15 protein-coding genes are annotated in these 23093 nt (G+C 69.6%); 8 read left to right on the top strand and 7 right to left on the bottom strand.

Going from position 1 to position 23093, the window contains the following annotated elements; translation table 11 throughout:
• Nucleotides 1-52: 52 nt before the first annotated feature.
• Complete coding sequence (locus FMM06_RS12175) at nt 53-3613, top strand: hypothetical protein (protein WP_144237663.1); 3561 nt, start codon at nt 53-55, stop codon at nt 3611-3613.
• Between the two features lie 13 nt (nt 3614-3626).
• Complete coding sequence (locus FMM06_RS12170) at nt 3627-7802, top strand: hypothetical protein (RefSeq protein WP_144237662.1); 4176 nt, start codon at nt 3627-3629, stop codon at nt 7800-7802.
• A gap of 7 nt (nt 7803-7809) precedes the next feature.
• Here FMM06_RS12170 and FMM06_RS12165 read toward each other — a convergent pair whose 3' ends face one another.
• The 3 genes from FMM06_RS12165 to FMM06_RS12155 all read right to left on the bottom strand — a co-directional run bounded on the left by FMM06_RS12165 (nt 7810) and on the right by FMM06_RS12155 (nt 12361).
• The gene (locus tag FMM06_RS12165; protein WP_185965169.1) at nt 7810-10398 is read right to left on the bottom strand and encodes a TonB-dependent receptor; all 2589 of its coding nucleotides are present in this window, start codon (nt 10396-10398) and stop codon (nt 7810-7812) included.
• Nucleotides 10399-10595: 197 nt separating this feature from the next.
• Nucleotides 10596-11540 (bottom strand): alpha/beta fold hydrolase, encoded by a 945-nt coding sequence (locus tag FMM06_RS12160; protein ID WP_144237660.1) that lies wholly within the window; start codon nt 11538-11540, stop codon nt 10596-10598.
• Nucleotides 11537-12361, bottom strand: a complete 825-nt coding sequence (locus tag FMM06_RS12155) for a DUF1838 family protein (protein ID WP_144237659.1) — start codon at nt 12359-12361, stop codon at nt 11537-11539. Before FMM06_RS12155 ends, FMM06_RS12160 begins: the two co-directional genes overlap by 4 nt.
• A 23-nt stretch (nt 12362-12384) precedes the next feature.
• On the opposite strand from FMM06_RS12155, the gene FMM06_RS12150 reads away from it, so the two are divergent.
• The gene (locus FMM06_RS12150) at nt 12385-13230 is read left to right on the top strand and encodes a DUF1838 family protein (RefSeq protein WP_144237658.1); all 846 of its coding nucleotides are present in this window, start codon (nt 12385-12387) and stop codon (nt 13228-13230) included.
• Nucleotides 13227-13523 carry a DUF1838 family protein gene (locus FMM06_RS16835; RefSeq protein WP_235889294.1) on the top strand — a complete coding sequence of 99 codons (297 nt, stop codon included), beginning with the start codon at nt 13227-13229 and terminating at the stop codon, nt 13521-13523. Before FMM06_RS12150 ends, FMM06_RS16835 begins: the two co-directional genes overlap by 4 nt.
• On the opposite strand, the gene FMM06_RS12140 is transcribed toward FMM06_RS16835, so the two are convergent.
• Both FMM06_RS12140 and FMM06_RS12135 read right to left on the bottom strand, forming a co-directional pair.
• A complete protein-coding gene (locus tag FMM06_RS12140) occupies nt 13520-14728 on the bottom strand; it encodes a serine hydrolase domain-containing protein (protein WP_144237656.1) in 1209 nt (402 codons plus the stop codon). The two genes, FMM06_RS16835 and FMM06_RS12140, sit on opposite strands and share 4 nt — an antisense overlap.
• A complete protein-coding gene (locus tag FMM06_RS12135; protein WP_144237655.1) occupies nt 14725-15606 on the bottom strand; it encodes an alpha/beta hydrolase family protein in 882 nt (293 codons plus the stop codon). Before FMM06_RS12135 ends, FMM06_RS12140 begins: the two co-directional genes overlap by 4 nt.
• 143 nt (nt 15607-15749) lie before the next feature.
• On the opposite strand from FMM06_RS12135, the gene FMM06_RS12130 reads away from it, so the two are divergent.
• Together FMM06_RS12130 and FMM06_RS12125 are read left to right on the top strand one after the other, a co-directional pair.
• On the top strand, nt 15750-16748 hold the full coding sequence (locus FMM06_RS12130) for a DUF1838 family protein (protein ID WP_144237654.1): 999 nt from the start codon (nt 15750-15752) through the stop codon (nt 16746-16748).
• 7 nt (nt 16749-16755) lie between these two features.
• A complete protein-coding gene (locus FMM06_RS12125) occupies nt 16756-18162 on the top strand; it encodes an FAD-dependent oxidoreductase (RefSeq protein WP_144237653.1) in 1407 nt (468 codons plus the stop codon).
• On the opposite strand, the gene FMM06_RS12120 is transcribed toward FMM06_RS12125, so the two are convergent.
• Together FMM06_RS12120 and FMM06_RS12115 are read right to left on the bottom strand one after the other, a co-directional pair.
• Nucleotides 18122-19066 carry a VOC family protein gene (locus FMM06_RS12120; protein ID WP_144237652.1) on the bottom strand — a complete coding sequence of 315 codons (945 nt, stop codon included), beginning with the start codon at nt 19064-19066 and terminating at the stop codon, nt 18122-18124. The genes FMM06_RS12125 and FMM06_RS12120 overlap by 41 nt on opposite strands.
• Nucleotides 19063-20322 carry an MFS transporter gene (locus FMM06_RS12115; protein WP_144237651.1) on the bottom strand — a complete coding sequence of 420 codons (1260 nt, stop codon included), beginning with the start codon at nt 20320-20322 and terminating at the stop codon, nt 19063-19065. Before FMM06_RS12115 ends, FMM06_RS12120 begins: the two co-directional genes overlap by 4 nt.
• A 139-nt stretch (nt 20323-20461) precedes the next feature.
• Here FMM06_RS12115 and FMM06_RS12110 point away from each other — a divergent pair, with 139 nt between their 5' ends.
• A complete protein-coding gene (locus tag FMM06_RS12110; RefSeq protein WP_144237650.1) occupies nt 20462-22087 on the top strand; it encodes an FAD-binding oxidoreductase in 1626 nt (541 codons plus the stop codon).
• Complete coding sequence (locus FMM06_RS12105) at nt 22084-23088, top strand: zinc-binding dehydrogenase (protein ID WP_144237649.1); 1005 nt, start codon at nt 22084-22086, stop codon at nt 23086-23088. Before FMM06_RS12110 ends, FMM06_RS12105 begins: the two co-directional genes overlap by 4 nt.
• Nucleotides 23089-23093 lie beyond the last annotated feature (5 nt).

Below are 23093 nucleotides of genomic sequence, written 5' to 3'. Positions count from 1 at the left end.
TCCTCCGGGCAACGATAAAACGGGTCGCGTTGAGCTCTTCCGGGAGACGGCGATGGCAGGACGTTTCGCATCGATCGCCGATCTGATCCGCTCCGTGCGGCAGGGCACTCTGGTCTCCGATGCCCGGCTTTTCGGTGAGCTTGGCGATTTCACCATCGACGACGGACCCGATGTCGCCGCCGCGCTGTGGCGCGCGAGGGCGGTCCGGCCCGAGGACATGGTCGTCCTCGATTTCACCGCGCGCGGACTGCGGCGGCAGGGCGACAAGCTGATCCGCAGCGAGGCGGGGCAGCCCGGCGTCCTGATCGTCACCCATCAGCCGCAGTCGATTGCCGACGGGGCCTATCTCGATACGACCGGGCAGCCCGAATACTCGGCCGACACGAAGCTGAGCGGCCGCGAGACGATCCCCCCGTCCGTGCCGCCGGTAAATCCGCCGGTCATTCCGCCCGGCACCGAGAATTACACGACACCGGTGCCGCTGCGCGCCGCCGGGCCCAGCCGCCTCGCCTTCACCATGCCCGCCAGCGAGGAGTCGCTGCCGCTGACCCTCGACGCGCTGCTCGATGCGTGTCGTCGCTGGCCGCTGGCGCTCGACGGCGCGGCGCGGCCCGATGGGGGCACGCTGACCATCCTCGAGCAATGGGCGACGGTCAGCACGGGGCTCGACTTCACCCTGCGCGGCGCGCGCGAGGCGCTGGCCGGCGCCTTGCCGCCGCGCCTGATAGCCGGGCTCGACGCCGCGGCGGGGCGCATCGCCAGCGAGCAGGTCGCGAGCGTCCGCGCCAAGCGCCCGTTCGTGCGGCGCTCCCTCGACGCCGCGACGACGCGCGAGGTGACCGCGCTGGTCAGCGGCACCGGCGAAGCGGTCGAGAACACGCGGGCGGCGGCGACCCTGTACCTGAACCTCGCGAGCGGCGCGCGCTCGGCGACCGAGTTCGCCCGGGCGGGAATCGCTCTCGAGGAGGCGACGCTGCTGGCGCCGGGGCTGGTGGCGCTGCTTCAGAAGCCGCACGAGCCGAGCAAGTATCGCACCGCGATCGAGATGCCGTGGCGGCTGATCGGGTCGCCGCTGGCGGATGCGGGCTTCACCCACGCGACGCAGCCGGTGACGCACGGCAACCGCACCGAGCTGTGGCACACGCGCATGGGCGAGCGCAGCCCGACCCGCGGCGGCGTCCGCATCGACGAGCGCGCGACGTCGAAATTCCGCTATCTGTGGTCGCCGGACTATCCGGCCCCGTCGCTTGGCCCGACCTTCAGCCTCGACGGCAAGGACCGTCAGATGATCGTCAAGCTGACGGCGGGCTATGACGAGAAGAACGCGATCGGCGGCGCCGACTTCAAGCCGCGCGCGGTCAACGCCCGGCGGGTCATGCTGAGCGCGCTGGGCGGGCAGCTCGAGGCCGACCGGCGCTGGACGACGCGGCCGCCGGGCGTCGACATGATGGCGTGGACGCACAAGCTGTCGCAGGGTCGCGACAGCTTCGTGCGGGTCGAATACGCGGGCTTCCTGTTTCCGTTCGGGCACGCCGCGACGCTGGTGAAGATCAGCGAGCGCAAGTTCGAATGGCGCGGCGGGGCGGCGGCGAAGGACCGCGTCGCGGTGCTGCGCCAGCGCTTCTTCCTGATCATCCGCGAAAAGTCGCGGACCTACCCCGACGGCGCGCCGCAGCCCGAGCAGGGGCGCACCATGCCGTTCGCGCGCGTCGACGTGATGCTCGACGTGACCCCCGATCTCGCGCAGCCGGGGAAGGCGGCCGACCAGGCGCTCGTCGCGGGCTTCTACAACGCCGATATCCTCAAGCGCATGGCGTTCTGGCCGGCGCCGCTTTCCAATCCGTCGGTGGTGTTCAACTTCCCGCTGGTCGGCGTCGACGATGCGGGCAACCGCGTGTCGTTCGCGATGCCGCTGATGTTCGTGTCGGAGGTCGTCAATATAGCCGGAAAGATCGAGCAGGTGCGCTCGCACTATAACGGCGCACCGCGACTGGCGCGGCGCACCGCCGACACGCGCGGCGCGCTGATCCGCTTTGCCCCGGCGCGCAGCGGGGCGACCGACGTCGACATGCCGACGAACGCGATCGTCTTCGAGAGCGAACTTCCGTCGACGGGCGTGCCGCCCGGGCAGAGCACGACGCTGCAGCAGCAGCCCATCGTCAAATCGGCGACGATCCGGCTGGCGGGTGCCGAGCGGCTGACCGGCCAGGCGATCATCCCGGAGGTCGAGTTCGACCCGGTCTACATTGCGCACGGCTTTGGCGAGGCCAACAAGGGCGAGCTGTTCCTCAAGCTCACGACGCCCAAGGTGCTGGGCTTCGGCGCGTCGGGGACGGGCAGCGATGCGGTCGGCGGGGTCGCGGCGCCGTCGCTCAATCCGTCGAAGCTGTCGGCGGCGCACGGCGTCATGTCGGGTCTGTCGGATTTCACCGACGGGCTGTTCAAACCCGTCGATTTCTTCCCCGATGCCAAGCTTCTCGGCTTCTTCAGCCTCAAGGACATCCTCAAGCCCGTCGTCGCCCTCGGTCCCGAGTCGCCGCAGCTGACCTCGACCGACTTCCCCGCGGTCGCGCCCAAGCCGGCGGGCGTCGAGACGATCTTCCGCCTGGGTCAGCAGTTGCCCAACAGCTCCATCCCGGCGCTGATCACCAACGCCGACGGCGCCAAGAGCCGCCTCGACCTGACCTCGGTGATGCGCGTCTATGCCGGCGCGGTGCCGCCCGAGCAGTCGGTCGAGGGGATCATCACCAACTTCAAGATCAACCTCGCCGGCTGCATCATTATCCATTTCGACCGGCTGCGCTTCCTGAAGAAGAGCGGCGCGAAGCCCGATGTCGACGTCGACCTGAACCCCGACACCGGCGTCACCTTCGGCGGCCCGCTCGAGTTCATGAACCGGCTGAAGGACTTCATCCCGGCGAACGGCTTTTCCGACCCGCCCGACCTGCAGGTCACGCCGCAGGGCATCACCGCGGGGTACAGCCTCGGCCTGCCGAACGTGCAGGTCGGCGTGCTCAGCCTGTCGAACATCACGCTGGGGGCGGCGTTCAGCCTGCCGTTCACCGGCGGCGCGCCGACCGCGCGCTTCAACTTCGCCGAGCGCCACAACACCTTCAACCTGACCGTGTCACTGCTCGGCGGCGGCGGCTTCTTCGCGATCGTCGTCGGCGCCGACGGCATCAAGGAGATCGAGGCGCAGCTCGATTTCGGCGCGCAGGTAGCGATCGACCTCGGCGTCGCGTCGGGGTCGGTCTACATCAAGGCGGGCTTCTACTTCCACTATGCCCTGTCGCCCGAACGGATCGAGTTCGAGGGGTTCGTCGAGCTCGGCGGGCGCCTGTCGGTCCTCGGGCTGATCTCGGTCAGCCTGACCTTCCATCTGTCGCTCGCCTACGAGGCGATCGAGGACGGCACCAAGTCCGACGGCACTCCCGCCAAGCGCAGTCGCCTGTTCGGCCAGGCGACCCTGGTCGTCGAGATCGAGATCCTGTTCTTCTCGGCGTCGGTCAAGGTCAAGGTCGAGAAGACCTTCGTCGGGTCCGACGCCGATCCGAGCTTCGCGCAGCTCATCGATCGGGATGCGTGGACCGACTATTGCAGCGCGTACGCGTGACGGGGGACTGAGCATGGCCGACCTCACCCAACGCGTCGTGTGGACCGCCTGCCCGGCTGGCTTCAGCCGCGACAAGCGTTTCCTGCACATCAACCTCCACGTCTCACCGCGGCTCGACCTGCCCGCCGGAATCGCGCCGACCGATATCAGCCATTTCGACGCGTGGCACGACTGGCCCGCGACGCTGGCGAGCGCGCGCTTCACGGTCAGGGGCCTCGGCCCCGACCCGCTCAAGGCGCAGATCGCCAGGCCCGACGGCGACTTCTGGCCGCCCCGCGACGTGCAGGGCGACTTCGTGCCCGATTCGCGGGTGTGGCAGGCGCTGTTCCCGACCGACACGCCGGTCATCCCGCACGCCTTCGACGACCTGCGCGACCACGACGTGCTGACCTATCCGCTCGCCGCGCTTGCCGACTCGATCGAGGCCGCTTACGTGGATCTCGCGACCGATCCGACGCCGGGGCTGCCGCGCCCGCGCGAGCTGCTCAACGGCCATCCGCTGTTCGCCAGCGCCAAGGACGACAAGCCCAAGCCGAACCTGCCGCAGTTGCTCGACATATTGCGCCGCAGCGACGGCGTGGGGCAGGTCAGCGACCCCGACCTGATGCTCGCCTTCCTCGAAGCCTATCACCGGCCGCTCGCGACGCAGGTGATGCGCAAGACCGAGAAGCGGCTGAACGACGACGGCACCCCCGATTTCAGCGATCCGCACGAGGCGACGACCTATCGGACGGTCGAGCGCGTGCCGCTGCCCGACCCCGACACGCTGCGCGAGGTCATCGATTTCCACCGCATCGTCGCGGCGATCGGCCAGCATCCGGCGCTGATGCGTCTGACCGGGCTGGTCGTGCCGCTGCGCGTGCCTGCCGATGGCATCGCCCCCGGCCAGAAGCAGGTCCAGGTCATCGTGCAGTGGAAGAACGGCGCGGTCCCGGCGCTCGACGACGGTTTCTGCGTCACGCACGCGACGGTGCAGGGCAACGGCTTCATGGCGCGGCCGCGGACCAACACCGTCGTCGACGGCTGGCTGCGCGCCGGGTCGGACAGTTTCACGCTGGTCCAGCTCGACGTCGACGGGGCTGGCCTGAGCATCAAGAACTTCGCGACGCAGCTGCCGCGCATCCGCGAGGAGCGTTTCGACGACGAAGGCGGACACGACAGGGTCGACACGACGGGCACGCCGCGCCTGCGCACCGCGGGCATCCAGTTCGCGCAGGTGCGCCGCGACCGTGCGATCCGCGGACTGTTCGCCAGCGCCGGGGGCCTCGACGACAAATTGAACGCCGGCGGCACTGTTGAGCTGTTCGCCGAGGACCTGATCAAGGGCTGGCGCATCGACATTCACGACGCCGAGAAGCAGGGCAAGTGGCAGTCGCTGATGCGCTTCGACGGCCGCTACGGGCTGCGCAATACCGGCGACGCGGTGGCGACGCGCGATGAGGAGGGCATCGCGCGCCTGTCGGCGACGGGCACCGCCGACGACGATGCACCCGACCCCCTGAAGAAGATCCTGAAGGCGAGCGAGGCGTTGTTCGGCTGGACGGGGTGGAGCCTCGCGGCGCCGCTGCCGGGCAAGGTCATCATGCCCGACGACACCAGCCACGAGGTCGCGCCCAACACCGCGCCGGCGGGCCTGCCGCTCGAAACCGAGTTCGCCGCGCATCCGAAATCGCTGCCGACGCTGCGCTTCGGGCACCACTATCGCGCGCGGCTGCGCTCGGCCGACCTCGCTGGCTGGGGGCCCGGCCAGTCGGGCGACGAGGTGGCGGCGCCGGGGGTTGCGACCGACAAGCTGTTCTTCGGGCGCTACGAACCCGTCGAGACGCCGGTACTGACCGTGCCCGACGGCGACGCCGCCCCCGCCGACGGCGAGTCGATGCCGCGCGCCGCGTTGCGCACGATGGACGACGCGGCGCGCAACACCATGTCGACGCGGCGCAACCTGCACCCGGCGCGCGTCGCGGCGCGCTTTGCGGAGACGCACGGTGTGCTCGACGACGGTGACGGCCGCCCGCGGGCCGAGCTGTGGCAGACGCTCGCCGACCGCGACAACGACTTCGAATCCGACGTCGCGATCACCGACGCGTGGAACCCCGACGAGAACGCACCGCCGGCCAAGGTCAGGACGGTCTTCAGCCACGCTCCGAGCCGTCAGCCGACGCCGTATCCCGCCGACCCGCTGACCGGCGGCGTCGCGATCCGGGTCACCGGCGTGCCGTCGATCGATCCCGAAAAGCTGCACTTCATCCCCTTCTACGCGAAGGAGTGGGACCCGGTCGCCAAGCTCGACTGGCTCAAGGACGAGAGCTTCGAGGTCGTGGCGACCGACGGCGGCCAGTTCGGCTGGGATCCCGACCGGCGCACCTTCCACGTGCCGCTGCCCAGGGCCGAGCGTGCGCGGCTGTATATCAGCGCGGTCGTGCCCGATGAGGGCATCGAGCTGTTCAAGCTGCGCGAGCAGATCATCGTGCGCGAGGGGCTGGATGCCTGGCGCAAGATCGAGCCGCGGGTGAAGGCCGGGCAGCACTGGATGTTCACCCCGTCGCGGATGGTCGAGCTGGTCCATGCCGTGCAGCGGCCGCTGATCGTGCCGCAGCTGATCAAGCCGTTCGTCGACCGCGACCCTGGGGCGATCCGGTCGCGGCTGACCTTCCGCACCCCGCTCCACGCCAAGTCGACCGTGCGCCTCGACATCGACGGCGACTGGATCGAGATCGACGACACGACGCCCGACAAGCCGCACGTCCGGCGCCTCAGTGCGCATGCCTTCGATCGCAAGCTGGCGCGGCTGGAGACGCCGGCCAACAGCCTCGAAGTCGTCGGCAACCACGTCTTTGCCGACACCCGCGCGCGGTACGTCACCTACCGCGCCGTCGCGACGACGCGATTCCGCGAATTCATGCCGCTCGACATCCGCCAGGATCCCGATCTGGTCAGCGTCACCTCGGCGCCCAAGGGCATCTGGGTGCCGAGCAGCAACCGGCCGCCCGCGCCGGGCATCCGCTATGTCGTGCCGACCTTCGGCTGGACGCGCACGCAGGATTCGACCGGGCGGCGCAGCTGGCGGCGCGGCGGGGGCCTGCGCGTCTATCTCGACCGCCCGTGGTTCAGTTCGGGCAGCAACGAGATGCTCGCGGTCTGCCTGCCGCGCGAGGGTGCGGCCGACCCGGGCAACACGCCGGCGCGCAACCATGTCACGCAATGGGGCGCCGACCCCGGCTGGGTCTCCGACCGGATCGAGACGATCGCGCCAGCCGCCGTGCATTTCCCGCTACGCGTGCGCAGCGGCAACCAGCTTGCCTATGACCTGCCGGCGGAAGATCACCCCGACGCCGCCGACCCGGCTTCGGACGGCAAGGTGCTGCCCGGCTTCGCCGCCGGCCCGTACAGCCCGCCCGGATCGCCGGTGCAGGTCGACATCGTGCCGCATGCCGTCGGCTACGACGACGACCGCAACCTCTGGTACGCCGATATCGTCGTCAGTCCGGGCGAAACCTATTTCCCGTTCATCCGCCTGGCGCTGGCGCGTTTTCAGCCGGCGTCGATCCCGGGGCATCATTTGTCGCCCGCGGTGCTCGCCGACTTTGCGCAGCTGACGCCCGACCGGCTGGCGCTGGTGACGCGCGGCGAGCGCGGCGACATGCGGATCGTCGAGGTCTACGGCCATCTGCCCGAACAGGCGGTGAGCGCGCGGGCTGGCGACGTCCGCGTCACGCTGCAGCGCCTGCCGGCAGGCGCCGACCCCGATCTCGGCTGGAAGACCGCCGATCAGGCGCCACCGCCGCCGACCGGCGGGCAGGGACAGCCGGGCGGGATCGGCGGAGCAGGCGCGCGCGTCGCGATCCCCAAGGCCAAGATCGCCATCCCGCGCGCGCTCGAAACCCAGCGCTTCGAGCAAGTCGAGCGCATCGCCCGCCTCGACGCGCCGTCGCAGGCGCGGCTGATCGAGGCCGAGCGCCTGATCGACCTGGGCGAGTTCCAGCGCGTGCTGATCGAACCCGGGCTGCTCGAGATCATCCGCCCGCCGCTGATCCACCGCGAGACGTTCCACCTGCCGCAGCGCGGCACGGGCGAACGGCTGCGCCTGCTGATCACCGAAAGCGAAAGCTACGAGACCGAACCCGCCGTCAACGGCCGCGCCGGGCGGCGCCAGGGCCGCGTCGTCTATGCGGAGGCGGTCGAGCTGTAGCCGGGCATCAGTACTTGACCGTCGCGGTCACCCCGACGCGGCGCGTCTCGCCCAAATAGACCTCGGGAACGCTGAACGCGAACGGCACGCCGGCGCGCGGCTGGTTGATCGAATTGCTGATATACTTCTTGTCGAACAGGTTGTTGGCGAAGACCGCGATGCTGAAGCGCTCGTTCTCGACGCCGAGGCGAAGGTTGGTCAGCGTGCGCTTGCCGAATGCGGTGGTGTTGATCTGGTTGCTGAAGACCGGGCCGGTATAGTTGACGTCGACCCGGCCGGTGGCGCTCCACGCGTCGTTGATCGGCACGTCGGCGGTGGCGTGGACGTTCCACTGCCACAGCACGGCGCGCTGCGGCCGGTTGCCCTCCAGCGACGGCACGTACTGCACCGACCCGCTTCCGGTCGTGACCGCGATGATCGCCGGGCAGCCGGGCGCCGAGGTGAAGGTCGCGGGCGTCGTGCCGAGGCGGCACTGGGTCACCGTCGACCCGTCATAGGCACCGGCCTGGAACTTGGGATCGGAGTAGGTGACGCTACCGCCGACCCTGAACATGTCGGTCAGCGTCAGGTTCGACTGGAGCTCGAAGCCGTTGACCTTGATGTCGCCCGCGTTGCGGACGATGCGCACCGGATTGACCGCGGTCGGATTGTCGGTGAACGCCGAGACCTGCGCATTCGCCCAGTCGACGTGGAAGAACGAGCCGTTGAGCTGCAGCCGCTCCTCGAACAGCCGCGTCTTGAAGCCGGCCTCGTAGGTCCAGTTGGTCTCCTCCTCGTAGGAAACCTCGCTCGCCAGGATGCCCGTCGCGCTGACGGCGTTCGCGGTGTTGAAGCCGCCCGACCGGACGCCCTTGGCGGCGCTGGCGAACAGGAAGATGTCGGGCGTCGCCTGGTAGTCGACGGTGATCCGCGGCGCGAAGCTTTCGAAGGTGCGCGCGAACTTCGGACCGTTGACGGGGAAGACGCCCGTATCGGGCACCGTGGTGCCGTCGATCGGCTGGTTGAAGCCGGGCTGGCTGGTCGGATTGCTGACCGAGAACACCTGCGCGCGCTTGCGGTCGATGTTGTAGCGCCCCTCGGCATTCACGCGCAGCTGGCCGAAGCGATAGCCGAGCGAGCCGAACACCGACATCGTCTGGGTGCTGGCGCGGCTGTAGCTGCTGAACAGCTGCGACTGCGACGAGACGGCGACCAGGAACGGGTTGGCGGTGAAGTCATAGGCGCCAATGCCGGTCGCCGCGGGGGTGGTGGTCTGCGACACCTGCAGCAGCCGCTCGTTCGCGGCGAGGCCGGGGACGCTGGTGCCGATGCCGCCGGCAGCGACCGGGATGCGTGAGTTGAAATAGTTGCTGCCGACCAGCCACTGGAAGGGCGAGTTGTTGTCGGACTGGAGGCGCACCTCCTGGCTGAAGGTGCGGACGCGTTCGACGCCCGAGCTGAGCAGGCTGGCGCGCGCCAGGCGGGTATAGGCACCGGCGGGCGAGCAGGCGGCGCCCAGCGTGCAAACGCCGAACAGCGTGCCGCCGCTGGAACCGTCGTAGTCATTGAAGGCGCGGTTCTCGGCCGCCGTGTAGCCGGTGATGCTGACCACGGTGACGCCATCGAGATCGGCGTTCAGCTCCAGCGACAGCTGGCGCGTCTTGGCCACGGTATCGGGCGCATTGGCGGTCGTGTCGGTGTCTTCACGGCTCTGCAGGGTCCCGCAGAACAGCGTCGGCAGGCCGGTCGCGGCGTTGGTCGTGCCGCAATTGAAACTGCCGAGCGGCAGCACATAGGCCGGCGTCAGTTCGGTTTCGGAGTGCGTCACGAAGCCCGACAGCAGCGCGGTGAAATTGTCGCTGGCTACGAACTCGAGCGCGGCCGACACCGCGTATTTCTCGGTCCCGCCGAGGTTGTTCTTCGGATCGGCGACATTCTTGGCAAAACCGTCGTAGGTCAGATAGCCGCCGCCGATCCGCGCGTAGACGCCGCCGCCGAGCGGCGCGGAAACCGACGCACGCACCCGGTAGTCATCGTCGACCCCGACGGTAGCGGACGCGCTGGCATTCAGGTCGCGCGACGGGCGCTTGGTCGCGATGGCGAGCGCGCCGGCGAAGGTCGACCGTCCGAACAGCGCGCTCTGCGGCCCCTTGGCGATCTCGATCTGGCCGACGTCGAGGACCGAGATGATGTCGAGCGTGTTGCGGCTGGTCTGATAGATCCCGTCGATGAACACGCCGACATTGGCCTCGACGTTGAGGTCGTTGGCGGTGTTGGCGGGCGCCAGGCCGCGCAGGTAGATGTTCTGCACGGTGCCGCCCGAGATCGAGGTGATTGCGACGCCCGGCGTCGAATTCGCGAGGTCGGCGAAATTGCTGATGTTGCGCGCCGCGAGGTCGGCCGCGGTGAAGACGTTCATGGAGATCGGCACCGACTGCAGGTCCTCGGCCCGCTTGCGCGCCGTCACGATGATGTCGCCGTCCTCGGCGCTCGTGGTTTCGGCGGTGGCGGCATCGGCGACGACCGCGGTCTGCGCTGCGGCAGCCGCGGGCAGGGCCATCAGCACGGCCGAGATCAGCGCGGTGGTGGTGAGCGTCTTGGATTTGAAGCCGTGCATCTGCAACCCCCTTGAATGCGACGCCGCAGTGCGCGGTGAGGGAGCCATGAGCTCGCCGCCGCCGCCGCCGTCGCGCCGCTGATCATCGTGCCGTCCCAGCGGGTCTTCGCCCGCTCCTCAGCGTCAAAATGACACAATCCGCGACGGCCGGTGGGGCTCGATTCGAATTATCCACTAAGCGGACAAACGAGCACCGGTTACTGCGGCGCTGGAAGCACCTGCGACAGATAAGCCTCGACAATCGCTGCGAAACGGTCGGGCACCTCGATCGGCGGATAGTGGCCGACATCGTCGAGCAACAGTATCGACGGTGTCGTCGCGGTCAGATGGTCGCGCAGCCGCAAGCCCGCCTTGAGGGGCAGGACCTTGTCGGTCGTGCCCCAGATCAGTAGCGTCGGCACCTTGACCTTGCCCAGTCGCGACAGCGTCTCGGCGTTATTACCGGCCAGCGCGTGGAGATGGAGGAAGTTCGGCTCGGTCTGGCGCCGGATCATCGTGTAGACGCGGTCGATCTGCGTCTCGGTCAGGCGCGCCGGGTCGCCGTACAGGAAGCGGAAGTAGGCGCGAAAATACTCGCGGTCGCGGTAGCCGCCGGCCGCCTTGGAGCGGGCGATCGCCGCGTCCAGCTCGGGCGAGTTGACGACGCCGCTGGTATCGACGGGGTCCGACGGCGAGTTGGAAACGATCAGCGCGCGGACGCGCTCGGGATATTTGGCGGCAAGATAATAGGCCATGGTTCCGCCGCTCGACACGCCGATCGCGACGACCGACTTGACCTTCAGATGGTCGAGGAAGCCGGTCATCAGCGCATCGGGGCCGGACAGCGTCGCCTTCGCCGCGTCGGAGATCGGACCCGACAGGCCGAGGGGCGGCAGGTCGAAGCGGATGACGCGGTACTTCCGCACCAGCTTCGCCGCGACGCCGTCCCAGGTATCGAGGGTGCTGTTGGAGCCGTGGAGCAGCAGCAGCACGGGGCCCTTGCCCTGGTCGCGGTAGCGCACCTCGACGCCGCCGATGGTGACGATCTTGTCGGCGGGCGTCATGTATTGCGCGCGCAGCTGCTGCACGGTCAGCTGCGGCGGGACCGGGGCTGCGGCGGCAAGCAGCAGGGCGGCTGCAGCGAGGATCGCACGAGGCTTCATGATTTGCTCCACAGGGGCTCGAGGACCGCGGCAGGGTCCTTGAACAATTCGGGCCGTCGCTCGCGCGTCGCCGCGAGCCACGCCGGCGGCAGCGCCTCGAGCTTCGCGCCATAAACGCCGGCCCCGACGCCGAGCAGATGCCCGGGCCGGTCGCCCATCATCAGCCACGGCCGCCAGCTGACGACGCCGTTGAACGTGGTCTGGCAGGGCACCCGCTTGGCCGGCCCGGCGAGGTCGCTGCGCCGCGCGTGCAGGATCGTCGTCTCGTTGTAGCGGAACGGGCGCGGCTGGCCGGGAATCTGCGCCGCGGTGCGGGTCACCTCGGTGATCCACAGGTCGTCGCCGCTCGTCACGAACGGCAGCACCTGATGATCGAACGCGAAGCCCGGCATCTCGCGCATGATCTTGAGGCTGAGGTCGGGCAGGAAGGCGATCTTCGCCGCGGGCTGGCCGCCGGCCGGGACCGTGACGGTCTCGCCGGTGTAGGGATTGCGGAAGTCGCTCAGCACCTTGCCCGTCGCGAGATCGGTGAAAAACGCCAGCTCCCAAGTCACCGCTTCGAAGCCGCCGCCGGGGCGCGCGCGGTGCCGGGCGAAGGTCGCCGCGACGACGCCGTAGAGGGGAGTCGGCTCGCCGTCGACGATGCCGCTGTAACGCCCGTCGATCCAGCCGATGACCAGCCGGTCGTCGAGCGCCCCGCGCATCCGCATATAGGTCCGCAGCCGGTCCGCCTCGCCCGTGGCGGCCGGGGCGCGGGTGGCGGCGAGGCTCGCTGCCGCTCCGATCAGGCCGATGGCGCCGCGTCGTCCGATATTTGTCATCGCACTCTCCCCTGGAGGCCAAGGTGCCAGCAATCGCCGCCGCCCAGCCGCGCTATCGACGGACTATCCGAAGCGTGGCCAAAGCCGCGAAACCTCTCTCCATCGTCGCCCTGCGGGGCTCACGTCGGGCGAGCGAAGGGGGCCGCACGATGTTCTACGAGGATTTTCATAACGGCCTCAATCGCCGGTTTGCCGGGCTTAGCCGGCGCAGCGCGCTCGGCGGCATGCTTGCGGCCCCGGCGCTCGCTGCCGCGACATCTCGCCCAGGCGTGGTCCCGCTCGACGTCCTCAGCCCGCGCGAGAACCTCTACGGCTTTGCCAAGATGTGGGGAACGATTGGCCCGAAGGCGGTACTCTCGGGCTATCAGGGCACCCAGTACGCGATCGTCGGGTCACAGCGTGCCAAGCCATTGTTCGGCTATTGCGGCTTCGGCAACATCCGCAACACCATCCTGGCCGACGGCAGCGTCAAGGTCACCGGCAAGGAGTGCGGCTATTTCACCGACCTCGCGACCGGCGAGATCATCGACCATTGGGACAATCCCTGGACCGGCGAGCGCGTCGAGGTGTTCCCGTTCCTGAACGACAGGTTCCGCGGCACGCTGGGCCTGACGCGCAAGGTGTTCAAAGTCGGCGACGGCGTGACCGCCAACAACGACATCGGCGGCAAGGTCAAGGCGGACGATCCCTACCTGCTGCCGTGGCAGCGCATCGGCGACCAGTATCTGCTCGGCTGGGATTACGCGCACGAGTACACCAATCCCGTCACGCCCGAAGGCTGGCCCAAGGCGTCGACCGGCAAGCGGGTGAATCGTCCGAGCATTTCACCATCTTCACGCCGACTGCGGAGATCGACGATCGCTCGGTGACATCGGCGCGTTATCACGCCGGCTTCATGAGGCAGGCGCCGTGGTGGCCGTGGATGCGCATGGGACAGAGCGGAGTTCCCGGGGTGCTGATGGGCCGGATGCATAGCTACAAGATCACCGGCGGCGTCGAGGACGTACCCAAGGTCGTGCTGAAGCGCGTCGAGCGCGACCGGCCCGACCTGTTCGGCGAACCGACCGACGGCCCCGACGAAGGCGTGCTCGGCACGCTGGAATACTACGCCGCGACGGTCCCGCCCGAAACGCCGGGCTATGTCCGGCCGGCGAAGCGCTAGGGAGTTTGCGGCGGCGGCAGGCTTTCGCCCGGCCGCAGCCGAAGCCCTCGAATCAGCAGGTTGGGCAGCACGCTGTTGTCCCATTCGGGCGACTTGGGCGGCGCATCGCCGAGCCGCATCGTGACGAGCCGCGTCGCGCGCGAGATATAGACGACCTGCGAGCCGTTGCCGTCGAACAGGAACAGGTCGCGGTCGAGATAGGGCTCGCCGTGCAGAATCTTCGGCCCGGGCCGCGCCGGCGCGGCGAAGCCGCGACGCTCGACATAGGGCCCGGCGACCCACACGCCGGCGCCGAAATGCGGGTTCTGCGGCGTGCCCGTCGCCATCGCGGCAACATAGCCGCGCGGCAGCAGGCGCTTGCCCCCCGCGACCCCGTCGTCCGCGAGCAGAATGCCGAGGCGCAGCCAGCTTTCGGCGGGCAGGCGCATGCAGCAGCCCGAATGCGCGAGCCCGCCCGGCCGGTCGATCCAGATTTCGCCCCCCGGCGCACCGATCGGCGCGAGGATCTCGCGGCCGATGAAGTCGGCATAGCGGCGCCCGGTGGCCCGCTCGATGACCAGCGCGACGAGTTCGGAGACCGCGTTGCCATAGCCGTACTTCGTCCCCGGCGGGCTGGTCAGCGGATAATGATCGACGATGTAGCGGCCGTGATCGGGGTCGATATAGGCGCGGTTGATCGGATGGTCGGGGTCATTGCTGAACATCTGCTCCAACAGCCCCGACCGCATGTCGAGCAAGTGCCGCACCAGCATCCCGGCCTTGGGCGTGCCGCGCCATTCGGGGATGAAGTCGGTGACCGGCTGGTCGAGGGACTTGATCTTGCCGAGCGCGATGGCGCGCCCGATGGCGATCGCCGACAGCGGCTTGGACAGCGACTTCGACAGCAGCGGCGTGGCCGCGGTGACATCGCCGAAATAGCGTGCCGCCTGCAGCTTGCCGCCGCGCCACACCATGAAGGCGCTCGCCTTGCTGGCAGCAGCGTACTCGGCGGCCGCGGTCAGCGCCGCCGGGTCGATCGACGGCGATGCGGTGACCGCCATCGGTCGCCAGCCACGCGCGCCCGGCACCGCCTCCATCGGGTCGTAGCGCGTGACGATGCCGCCGTCGCGCATCAGGTCGGCGAAGCGCTGCTGGTAAAGTGCCTCGCCCTCGGGGGCGGCGGCACCGAGCAGCAGCGCCGCGGCGAGGAGCCAGGCGCGCCTCATTTGCGCATCAGCATGACGGGCAGGGTGGGCGACAACTGGCCGTCGAGCCGGGTGCGCGCCTTGGCGTCCCCGTCGCCGAAGCCGCGCAGGAACAGCCCGGCGACGCGGGTGGCGGCGTCGAGCTGGGCGCGTTGCGGCGCCTCGGTCCGTTCGGGGCGGCAGATGAGGTTGCCGAAATAATGGTCGGCCCCGGCGAGGACAAGCGAGTAGCGGTCGCCACCTGCGGCGCTCGCCTCATAGGCGGCGAGATGGGTGCGCCACGCGTCGGGGGCGGTACTCCCCGGCGGCACGTCGCGGTCGCCGGTCTGGATCAGCGCGGGCACACCGAGCTGCGCGTAGCCGGGCGCATCGATCAGGCCGGGGATCGGGCCGGGCGGCGAGAAGGCGATCACCGCATTGACTCCGCTAGCGCGCAGCGGCCCGGTGACGCCCGGCGGCACGCTCGCCGCCGCACCGCCGAGCGTCAGCGCGGTCAGTCCGCCATAGCTGTGCCCCGCGGCAACCCAGGGCACGTCGCCGATGTGCGCCCCCAGCGCGCGCATGTCGGCGATCCGCGCCGCCCAGCTGGCAAGGCCCGGATAGCGCGCGGTGTCGGGATGGTCGCTCGAATCGACATGCAGCGGCGCCAGCACTTCGAACCCCGCCGCCGCCCATGGCTCGACGAGCGCCGCGTACTTCCACGGCGCCGACAGCGCTCCGTGCGAGAAGCCGATGACCCCACGGTGCCGCCCGCGCGCCGGCCAGCGCGTCACGCTCGAAATGCGCCCGTCGGCGGTGGTCAGCAGCAGTGGCGCGGGTGCCGCCGCCGCAGTGCTCGCGACCGCCAGCCCGGCGAGGACCGAGCGGCGGGTCAGCGAAGGTCCGGCAGGCCGATGCATGCGCTCAGGAACAGCAAATCCGCCTTCGTGCCCAGCTTGGGCGCGTGCACTATCCGCACGGCGGAGACTGTTGGCGATCGACGTTGCCGCCGTCACGGTCTCGGCCGCAGTCTGGCAAGGATCGCGTAACAGGAGCGCCGCGCATGACCGAACTGCTTTTGACGCGCCGTGCCGGGCTGGGGCTGGCCGCGCTCGGCGCAGGGCTCGCCGCCGCGCCCGCGCTTGGGGCGCCCAAGGTCGATTTCGTCTCGAAGATCGACTTCAAGGACCCGAAGTGGAACCGCGACACCTTCGTGCGGCTCGATGCCGATCTCGACCCGACCAAGGAGAAGGTCGGCTGGATCAAGGGCCAGGCGATGGGGGTGCGGCCCAACGAGGCGGTGCGCCCGCTGTTCGGGGTCGAGGGATTCAGCGTCGTCCGGACCAAGCGCCTGCCCGACGGCAGCTGGCGCCGGATGCTGCGCGAGATCGTCTTCTACCGCGACCTGAAAACCGGGCAGCTGATGGACAGCTGGCTCAACCCGTACAGCAACGAGACGGTGCGCGTCGTGCCGATCGCCAACGACCCGTTCAACTTCACCATCGGTGAATTCTACCCCGATCCGCCGTCGTACGGCGGGCTGCAGACGGTCAAGCCGCCCAAGCGGCCCTATCTGCTCGACTGGAGCTACGGCCCCGAGGACACGATCGTCCTGCAGACCGGGATCAACATGATGTATCCGAACGCGCTGCGCCCCGACAAATGGCCGCGCGAATCGTCGGGCTGGATGAACCGCGTGTCGGAGCATTTCACCTATGTCGCCAAGCGCGAGGACGTGGCGAACCCGCGCCTGACGCACGTTCCCCATGTCGGGTCATGGTCGCGCATCACGCCGTGGCTGCCGTGGATGCTGATGGGCCAGGCCGAGGGTCATGTCGTCTACAACTGCAGTTTCTTCACCGTGCCGAGCGTTGCCGGGGTGGCCACCGACGTGCGCGAGAAGGCGCGGGCGATGGACGCGAAATGGCTGAGCGCGCCGACCGAGGATTACGGCCCGTCGCTGTCGAGCCTCGAGAATTACGCGCGCTTCCAGCAGCCGGCACCGGTGCCCGTGGGCTGGACGCCGCCCGTGCCGCCGCCGCCCGCCGGACCGCGCGCCTAGGCGCAAAGTGACGTTCGACGCCGATGTGCCGGTGCTCGTCGTCGGCGGCGGCGCCTGCGGATGTGTCGCGGCGCTCGCGGCGCGCGATGCCGGCGCGGAGGTGCTGCTGATCGAGCAGGACGCCCGGCCGATGGGGTCGACGGGCATGTCGCAGGGCATGTTCTGCGCGGCGGGGACGAAAGCCCAGGCGGCCGCCGGGATCGACGACGATGCCGAGACCTTCTTCGCCGACATCATGGCCAAATCACGCGGCCTCGCCGACCCCGTCGTCGCGCGCGCCATCGCTCATGGCTCGGGACCGGCGGCCGACTGGCTGAAGGAATCCCACGACCTGCCGTGGACGGTCGACCGCGCCTTTCGCCCTTCCTACGGCAACAGCCGCCTCCGCGTGCACGGCTGGCCCGACCACAGCGGCTCGGATATGGTGTCGCTGCTGCATCAGCGGCTCGGCGAGGCTGGCGTCGACGTAATGCTGCAGGCCCGCCTGGCGGACGTGATCGCCGATCCCGACGGGCGCGTCATGGGCGTCGAGATCGCGCGGCCGGGCGGGGCGATCGAGCGCATCGGCTGCGGCGCGCTGATCCTCGCCAGCGGCGGTTTTGCCGCGAACCGGGCGATGGTCGCCGAGTTCCTGCCCGAGGTCGCCGACGCGCGGAACATCGGGCACGAGGGCAGCCAGGGCATCGCCATGACGATCGGTCGCCGGCTCGGCGCCGAGCTCGCCGACATGGGGGCGTACCAGGGCTATGCGATGCTCACCGATCCGCAGGGGATCAGCGTGCCGCCGAACGTGCTGATGGAGGGCGGCTTCATCGTGAATGCGGACGGCGTGCGCTTCACCGACGAGATGGCCGACATCGCCGGCATGGTCCGCCCCGTGCTGGCGCAACCGGGCGGCTACTGCTGGCTGGTGTACGATGCGGGTATCGAGGCGCGGTGCGCACATATCCCCGATTTCCGCGCGCTGGTTGCGCTCAACGCGGCGCGGACGGCGGACAGTATTGCAGGGCTGGCGGCGCAGATCGGGGTGAATGGGGCAGCGCTGGCGGCGACGCTCGACACCGCACGCAGCGCCCAGCGCGATGGGGTTCCGGATCCGCTAGGCCGCGACTGGGGCAGCGACCTGCCCCCCTCGGCACCGTTCCGCGCGCTGAAAGTGGTCGGCGCGATCTATCACACCCAGGGCGGGCTGCAGATCGACGGCGAGGCGCGCGTGCTGTGCGGCGACGGCAGCGCGCTGCCGAACCTGTTCGCCGGCGGCGGCGCGGCGCGCAGCGTCTCGGGGCCGGCGCACTGGGGCTATCTGCCGGCGATGGGCCTGTGCACCGCGGTGACCCTGGGATGGCTCGCCGGCACGGCTGCGGGGCGGCAGGTCACAGGCAATAGGCCTCCAGCCGCGCCCCCCATGGGGTGATCGCGACGCCCGCCACCGCTTCGCCATAGGGCGCGACGGTGATTCGGCGCGGCGCGACGATGGTGCACCCGCCGGCTTCGGCGCGCGCCATGAACCCCTCGACGTCGCGCATCGGGAAACGCAGCGCTGCCCAGCCGCGGCCGATGGGGGCAGCGGAAAAGTCGAGCGCCTCGCCGCCGTAGCAGAGGATCTCCACCGATCCTTCGTTGAGGCCGTTCGACTGGTAGATGCCGACGCGGAGCTCGCGGGTGCGCGCGAGGTCGATCGGCAGCCCCAGGCAGTTGCGGCCGCCCTCGTGCGTCCACGCCGACTCCATGACGATCTGCCAGCCGAGCGCATCGACGAAAAAGGCCTTCGCGGCGTCGAAGTCGGGCACCACCTGGGTGGAGTTGAAGACATAGGAGGTGTCGCCGCTGGCGTTCTCATAGCCTTCGAGCGGGGGCGCGACGCGCTGCATCGTGGCGATCGCCAGCCCGTCGGCGTCGCGCGACACGACTTCCTTGACGCTGAGCGGGCCGAACTCCCACGCGGTCAGTGGCCCGAAGGCGCAGAAGCCGGCGCGGGTCATCCGGGCGTGCAGCGCTTCCAGCGGCCCCAGCGCCCGGATGTTGATGTCGAACACCCCTCCCGCGTCCCACGGCTGCGCACCGTCGCGCATGACGCCCAGCTCGCGCCCCGGAAAGTCGAACAGGCGGATGAACCCGCGTTCCTGCGCAGGGTCGCCGAGCAGCGCCTCGTGCCCCGTCCAGCCCTCGGCGATGCCCATCAGCGCGCATGCGCCGGGGTCGGCATCGCCGCGCCAGACCAGCGTATAGCCGAACACCCGGCAGAGGCGCTCGATGCTCGCATCGAGGTCGAGGACGATCGCCGTCGCTTCGTCGAAGCCGTTGTCGAGGGCGATCATGGGCGGATGGCCTCCTCGGCATAGCTGCGGTAGCGGCCGAGCAGGAGCAGCGACGCCGATGCGATGACCAGCACGACCAAAGATCCCATCAGCACGGCGTCATAGCTGCCCTGCCGGTCATGAGCCCAGCCGAACACCAGCGGCCCGATACCGCCGCCCAGCGCGAACGAGACGTACAGCGCGCCGTAGATCGCCGAATAGCTGCGCAGCCCAAAATAGCGCGCCACGAAGAATGCGACGACGTCGTACTCGACCCCCAATGCGAAGCCGACGAGACTGAGCGCGATGGCCGCGGTCGTCATGTCGAGCCCGCCGCCGGCCAGCAGCCAGCATGACAGTGCCGGCAGCGACAGGATGACGAACGCCACCGCAGGCGCCCAGAAGCGGTCGAGCAGCCAGCCCCCGACCAGCCGCCCGATCAGCGCGAACAGGCCGATCAGCGGGGTCAGCGCGACGACGCTGCCGGCGTCGATGCCGCCTTCGCTCAGCATCGTCTCGAGGTTCGGCACCGGTCCGCCCAGGGCGAAGGAGATCGGCAGCAGCGCGATGGCGATCAGCCAGAAGCGCCAGTCGCGCAGCGCCTCGCGCATCGTCAGGCCGCCCGGCGTCGTCGTCCGCACCGCCGCATCTTCATGGTCGTCGGTATCGTGGAGCAGCAGGTACGCCGTCGGCAGCGCGATCAGCAGCGGCAGGGCGCCGAGCGCCAGATAACCTGCGCGCCAGCCATGATCGGCGATGATGATCGCCAGGAACGGCTTGCAGATCATCGCGAATAGCCCGGTGCCCATCAGCGACAGGCCGAGCGCCAATCCCTTGCGCCGGTCGAACCAGTGGTTGACGGCGCGCGTGAAGGTGATCGGCAGCGTGCCCGCGCCGACCAGCGCGATGATCGCCCAGGTCACGTAGAACTGCGTCAGCGACGAGGTCGACAGCGCCATCGTCATGAACGCCAGCCCGAACAACAGCATCGACGCCAGCGCGACGCGCCGCACGCCGATCCGCGTCGCCAGCACGCCGACCAGGGGGGCGGCGAAGAGGACGGTGATTGTGGTGACCGCGAGCCCGCCCATGATCTGCCCGATCGACCAGCCGAATTCCTTCGACAGGTGCGGCGCGAAGACGCCCATGGTGTAGAAGGGCATCGGCGACAGCCCCAGCCCGATGCCGAGCAGCGACGCCAGCACGACCTTCCAGCCGCGGCGGAACTCGCCGAAATCGGCGGGTGCTTCGGTGTCCTGAGCGATGCTGCTGGCCATGTCGCGCTAATCCCGTTCTGACTGCGCAACGTGACCCCGGCCGGGCCGGCGCGGCAAGGGCGCGCCGCATGCAATCCGACCTGCGGATAGAAACGCCTCTTGACCTGTCGGCGCGCGTGGTGCGGCCTATGGCTCGCCGATGACCAGCCGACAGGATCACGCGGTGGCCACCGCGCCGCTGCCCAACAGCCCCGCCGCGGCGCTGAAGGCCGTGTTCGCGGCCATCGTCGGTGCGGACCACGTCCGCGACGACGAGGCCAGCCTGCGCCTGCACAGCGAGGACATCTACGAAGCCGCCGCGCTGACCGCGATGCTGATCGTCGCCCCGGGGTCGCTCGACGAACTGAGCGACGTCGTCGCGGCGGCGCACGAGGCCCGCGTCGCGATCGCGCCGCGGGGTGGCGGGATGAGCTATACGGCGTCGTACCTGCCGCAGACCGACACGACTGTCTCGCTCGACATGCGCCGCATGAACCGCGTGCTGGCGATCAGCGCAGAGGACATGACGGTCACCGTCGAGGGCGGCTGCACCTGGCTGGCGCTCAACGAGGCGCTGAAGCCGCTGGGGCTGCGCACGCCGTTCTGGGGGCCGATGTCGGGGATCTACTCGACGATCGGCGGCGGGCTGAGCCAGGGCAATGCGATGTTCGGCGCCGGCCACTACGGCACCTCGACCGAGAGCATGATCGCGCTGACCATGGTGCTCGGCGACGGGCGCGTGCTGCGTACGGGCGCGCGCGGTCCCGACGGCGACACGCCTTTCTACCGCCACTACGGCCCCGACGTCGCCGGGCTGTTCTGCGGCGACAGCGGCACGCTGGGTATCAAGGCAGAAGTCACGCTGCGCCTGATCCGTATCCCGCCGTTCGAGGATTATGCGTCCTTCTCGTTCAAGAGCGGCGAGGCGCTGCTGCGGGCGCTCGCCGAGATCGCACGCGCCGGCATCGCGTGCGAAACCTGCGGCTTCGACCCCGGGCTGACGAAGGTGCGGATGCGGCGCATGTCGCTGCTCAGCGACGTCAAGACGCTCGGCGCGGTGCTCGGCAAGCAGGGCAATCTGGGCAAGGGGCTGCTCGCCGCCGCCAAGGTCGCGCTCGGCGGCCGCAACTTTATCGCCGCCGACGATTACCCGCTGCACATCGTCGCCGAGGGGCGGTCGAAGGAGGGCGTCGCCGCCGACATCGCTGCAGCGCGCGCCATCGCCAAGCGCTTCGACGGCGTCGAGACCCCGAACAGCATCGCCCGCGTGATCCGCGCGATGCCCTTTCCCGTGCCGAACTCAATGCTCGGCCCCGACGGCGAAAGCTGGGCACCCGTCCACGGCATGGTGTCGCTGTCGAACGGCCCGGCGATGTTCGCCGACATCCAGGCGATGTTCGCCGCGATGGCGCCCGAGTTCGCCGCGCACGGCATCACCACGGGCTATCTGTTCACCTCGCTCAGCACCAACGCGCTGACGATCGAGCCCGTGTTCTTCTGGCCGCACGGCTATCGCCCGGTGCATGCTTCGCTGATGGACGCGAACTATATCGCCGGCCTGCCGAAACTGGCGGCCAATCCTGCCGCGACCGCGGTCGTGTCGGCAGCCCGCGCCGGCGTGAAGGCGATCACGCGCAAGTATGGCGGCGCGCATTTCCAGATCGGCCGTGCCTACGACTATCGCGCCAGCCGCGACGAGGCGACGTGCGAGCTGCTCGACACGGTCAAGGCGTTCGCCGACCCCGACCGCCAGTTCAACCCCGGCGGGCTGGGTTTCGGCCCATGACCGAGACCTATGGCGCGCTGCGGCTCGAACGCTTCGCACCGACCTTCCGCGACGCCGTCGATATCGTCCGCCTGCCGCTGACACTGCCCGGCCCCGGCGAGATCCGCGTCCGCAACCGGCATTGCGGGGTCAACGCGATCTTCGACACGCAGATCGCGCGCAACGCGGTCGATTACGTGAAGGTCGCGCCGCCCAGTTTTACCGGAGTCGAGGCGATCGGCATCGTCGACGCCGTCGGTGACGGCGTGTCCGGCTTCGCGGTCGGTGATGCGGCGGCAACGGTGCGCTTCAGCGGCGGCTACCGCGAGGCGAACGTCGGACCCGAGGCGCAGTTCATCAAGGCGCCCGCCGCGACGCGCGAATGGCTGGCGCTCGCGTCGACCGGCGTGTCGGCGCTGCTCGCGCTCGACCATGTAGGGCAGGTGCAGGCGGGCGAGACCGTCGCGGTCTCGGCCGCCGCCGGGGGCCTCGGCCATTTCTGCGTGCAGCTCGCGGTGCTGCGCGGTGCGCGCGTCATCGGCGTCTGCGGCGGCGCGGCGAAGGGCGATTTCGTGCGCTCGCTGGGGGCCGAGCGCGTCGTCGACTATCGGACCGAGGACCTTGGCGCGGTTCTCGCCGCCGAATATCCGCGCGGGCTCGACGTCGCGATCGACACCGTCAGCGGCACGATCTTCGACGCCTTCCTCGCGAACCTCGCACCGCACGGCCGGCTCGTCGTCGGCGGCGCGGCGTCGGACCTCGAGGGGCGGCCCGAGGTGGTGACCGCGCCCCGCATTGCCCACGCCATCTACTACAAGGGCGCATCGGTGCGCGGCTTCATGAACGGCCTGCTGACGCCGCTGTGGCCCGCCGCGCGGGCGGAGATGTTCCAGCTGTATGCCGAAGGCCGGCTGGCGGTCACCTTCGACGAACCGCGCTTCACGGGGCTTGCCGGAATCTACGACGCGAGCGAGCGATTGTTGTCCGGACAATCGATGGGCAAGGTCGTCGTCGATCTTTGAGCGAA

Origin of the sequence: Glacieibacterium frigidum, from assembly GCF_007097155.1 — a bacterium.
In the GTDB taxonomy this organism is placed as follows: Bacteria; Pseudomonadota; Alphaproteobacteria; order Sphingomonadales; family Sphingomonadaceae; genus Glacieibacterium; species Glacieibacterium frigidum.
This window is presented reverse-complemented; position numbering and strand designations above follow the sequence as displayed.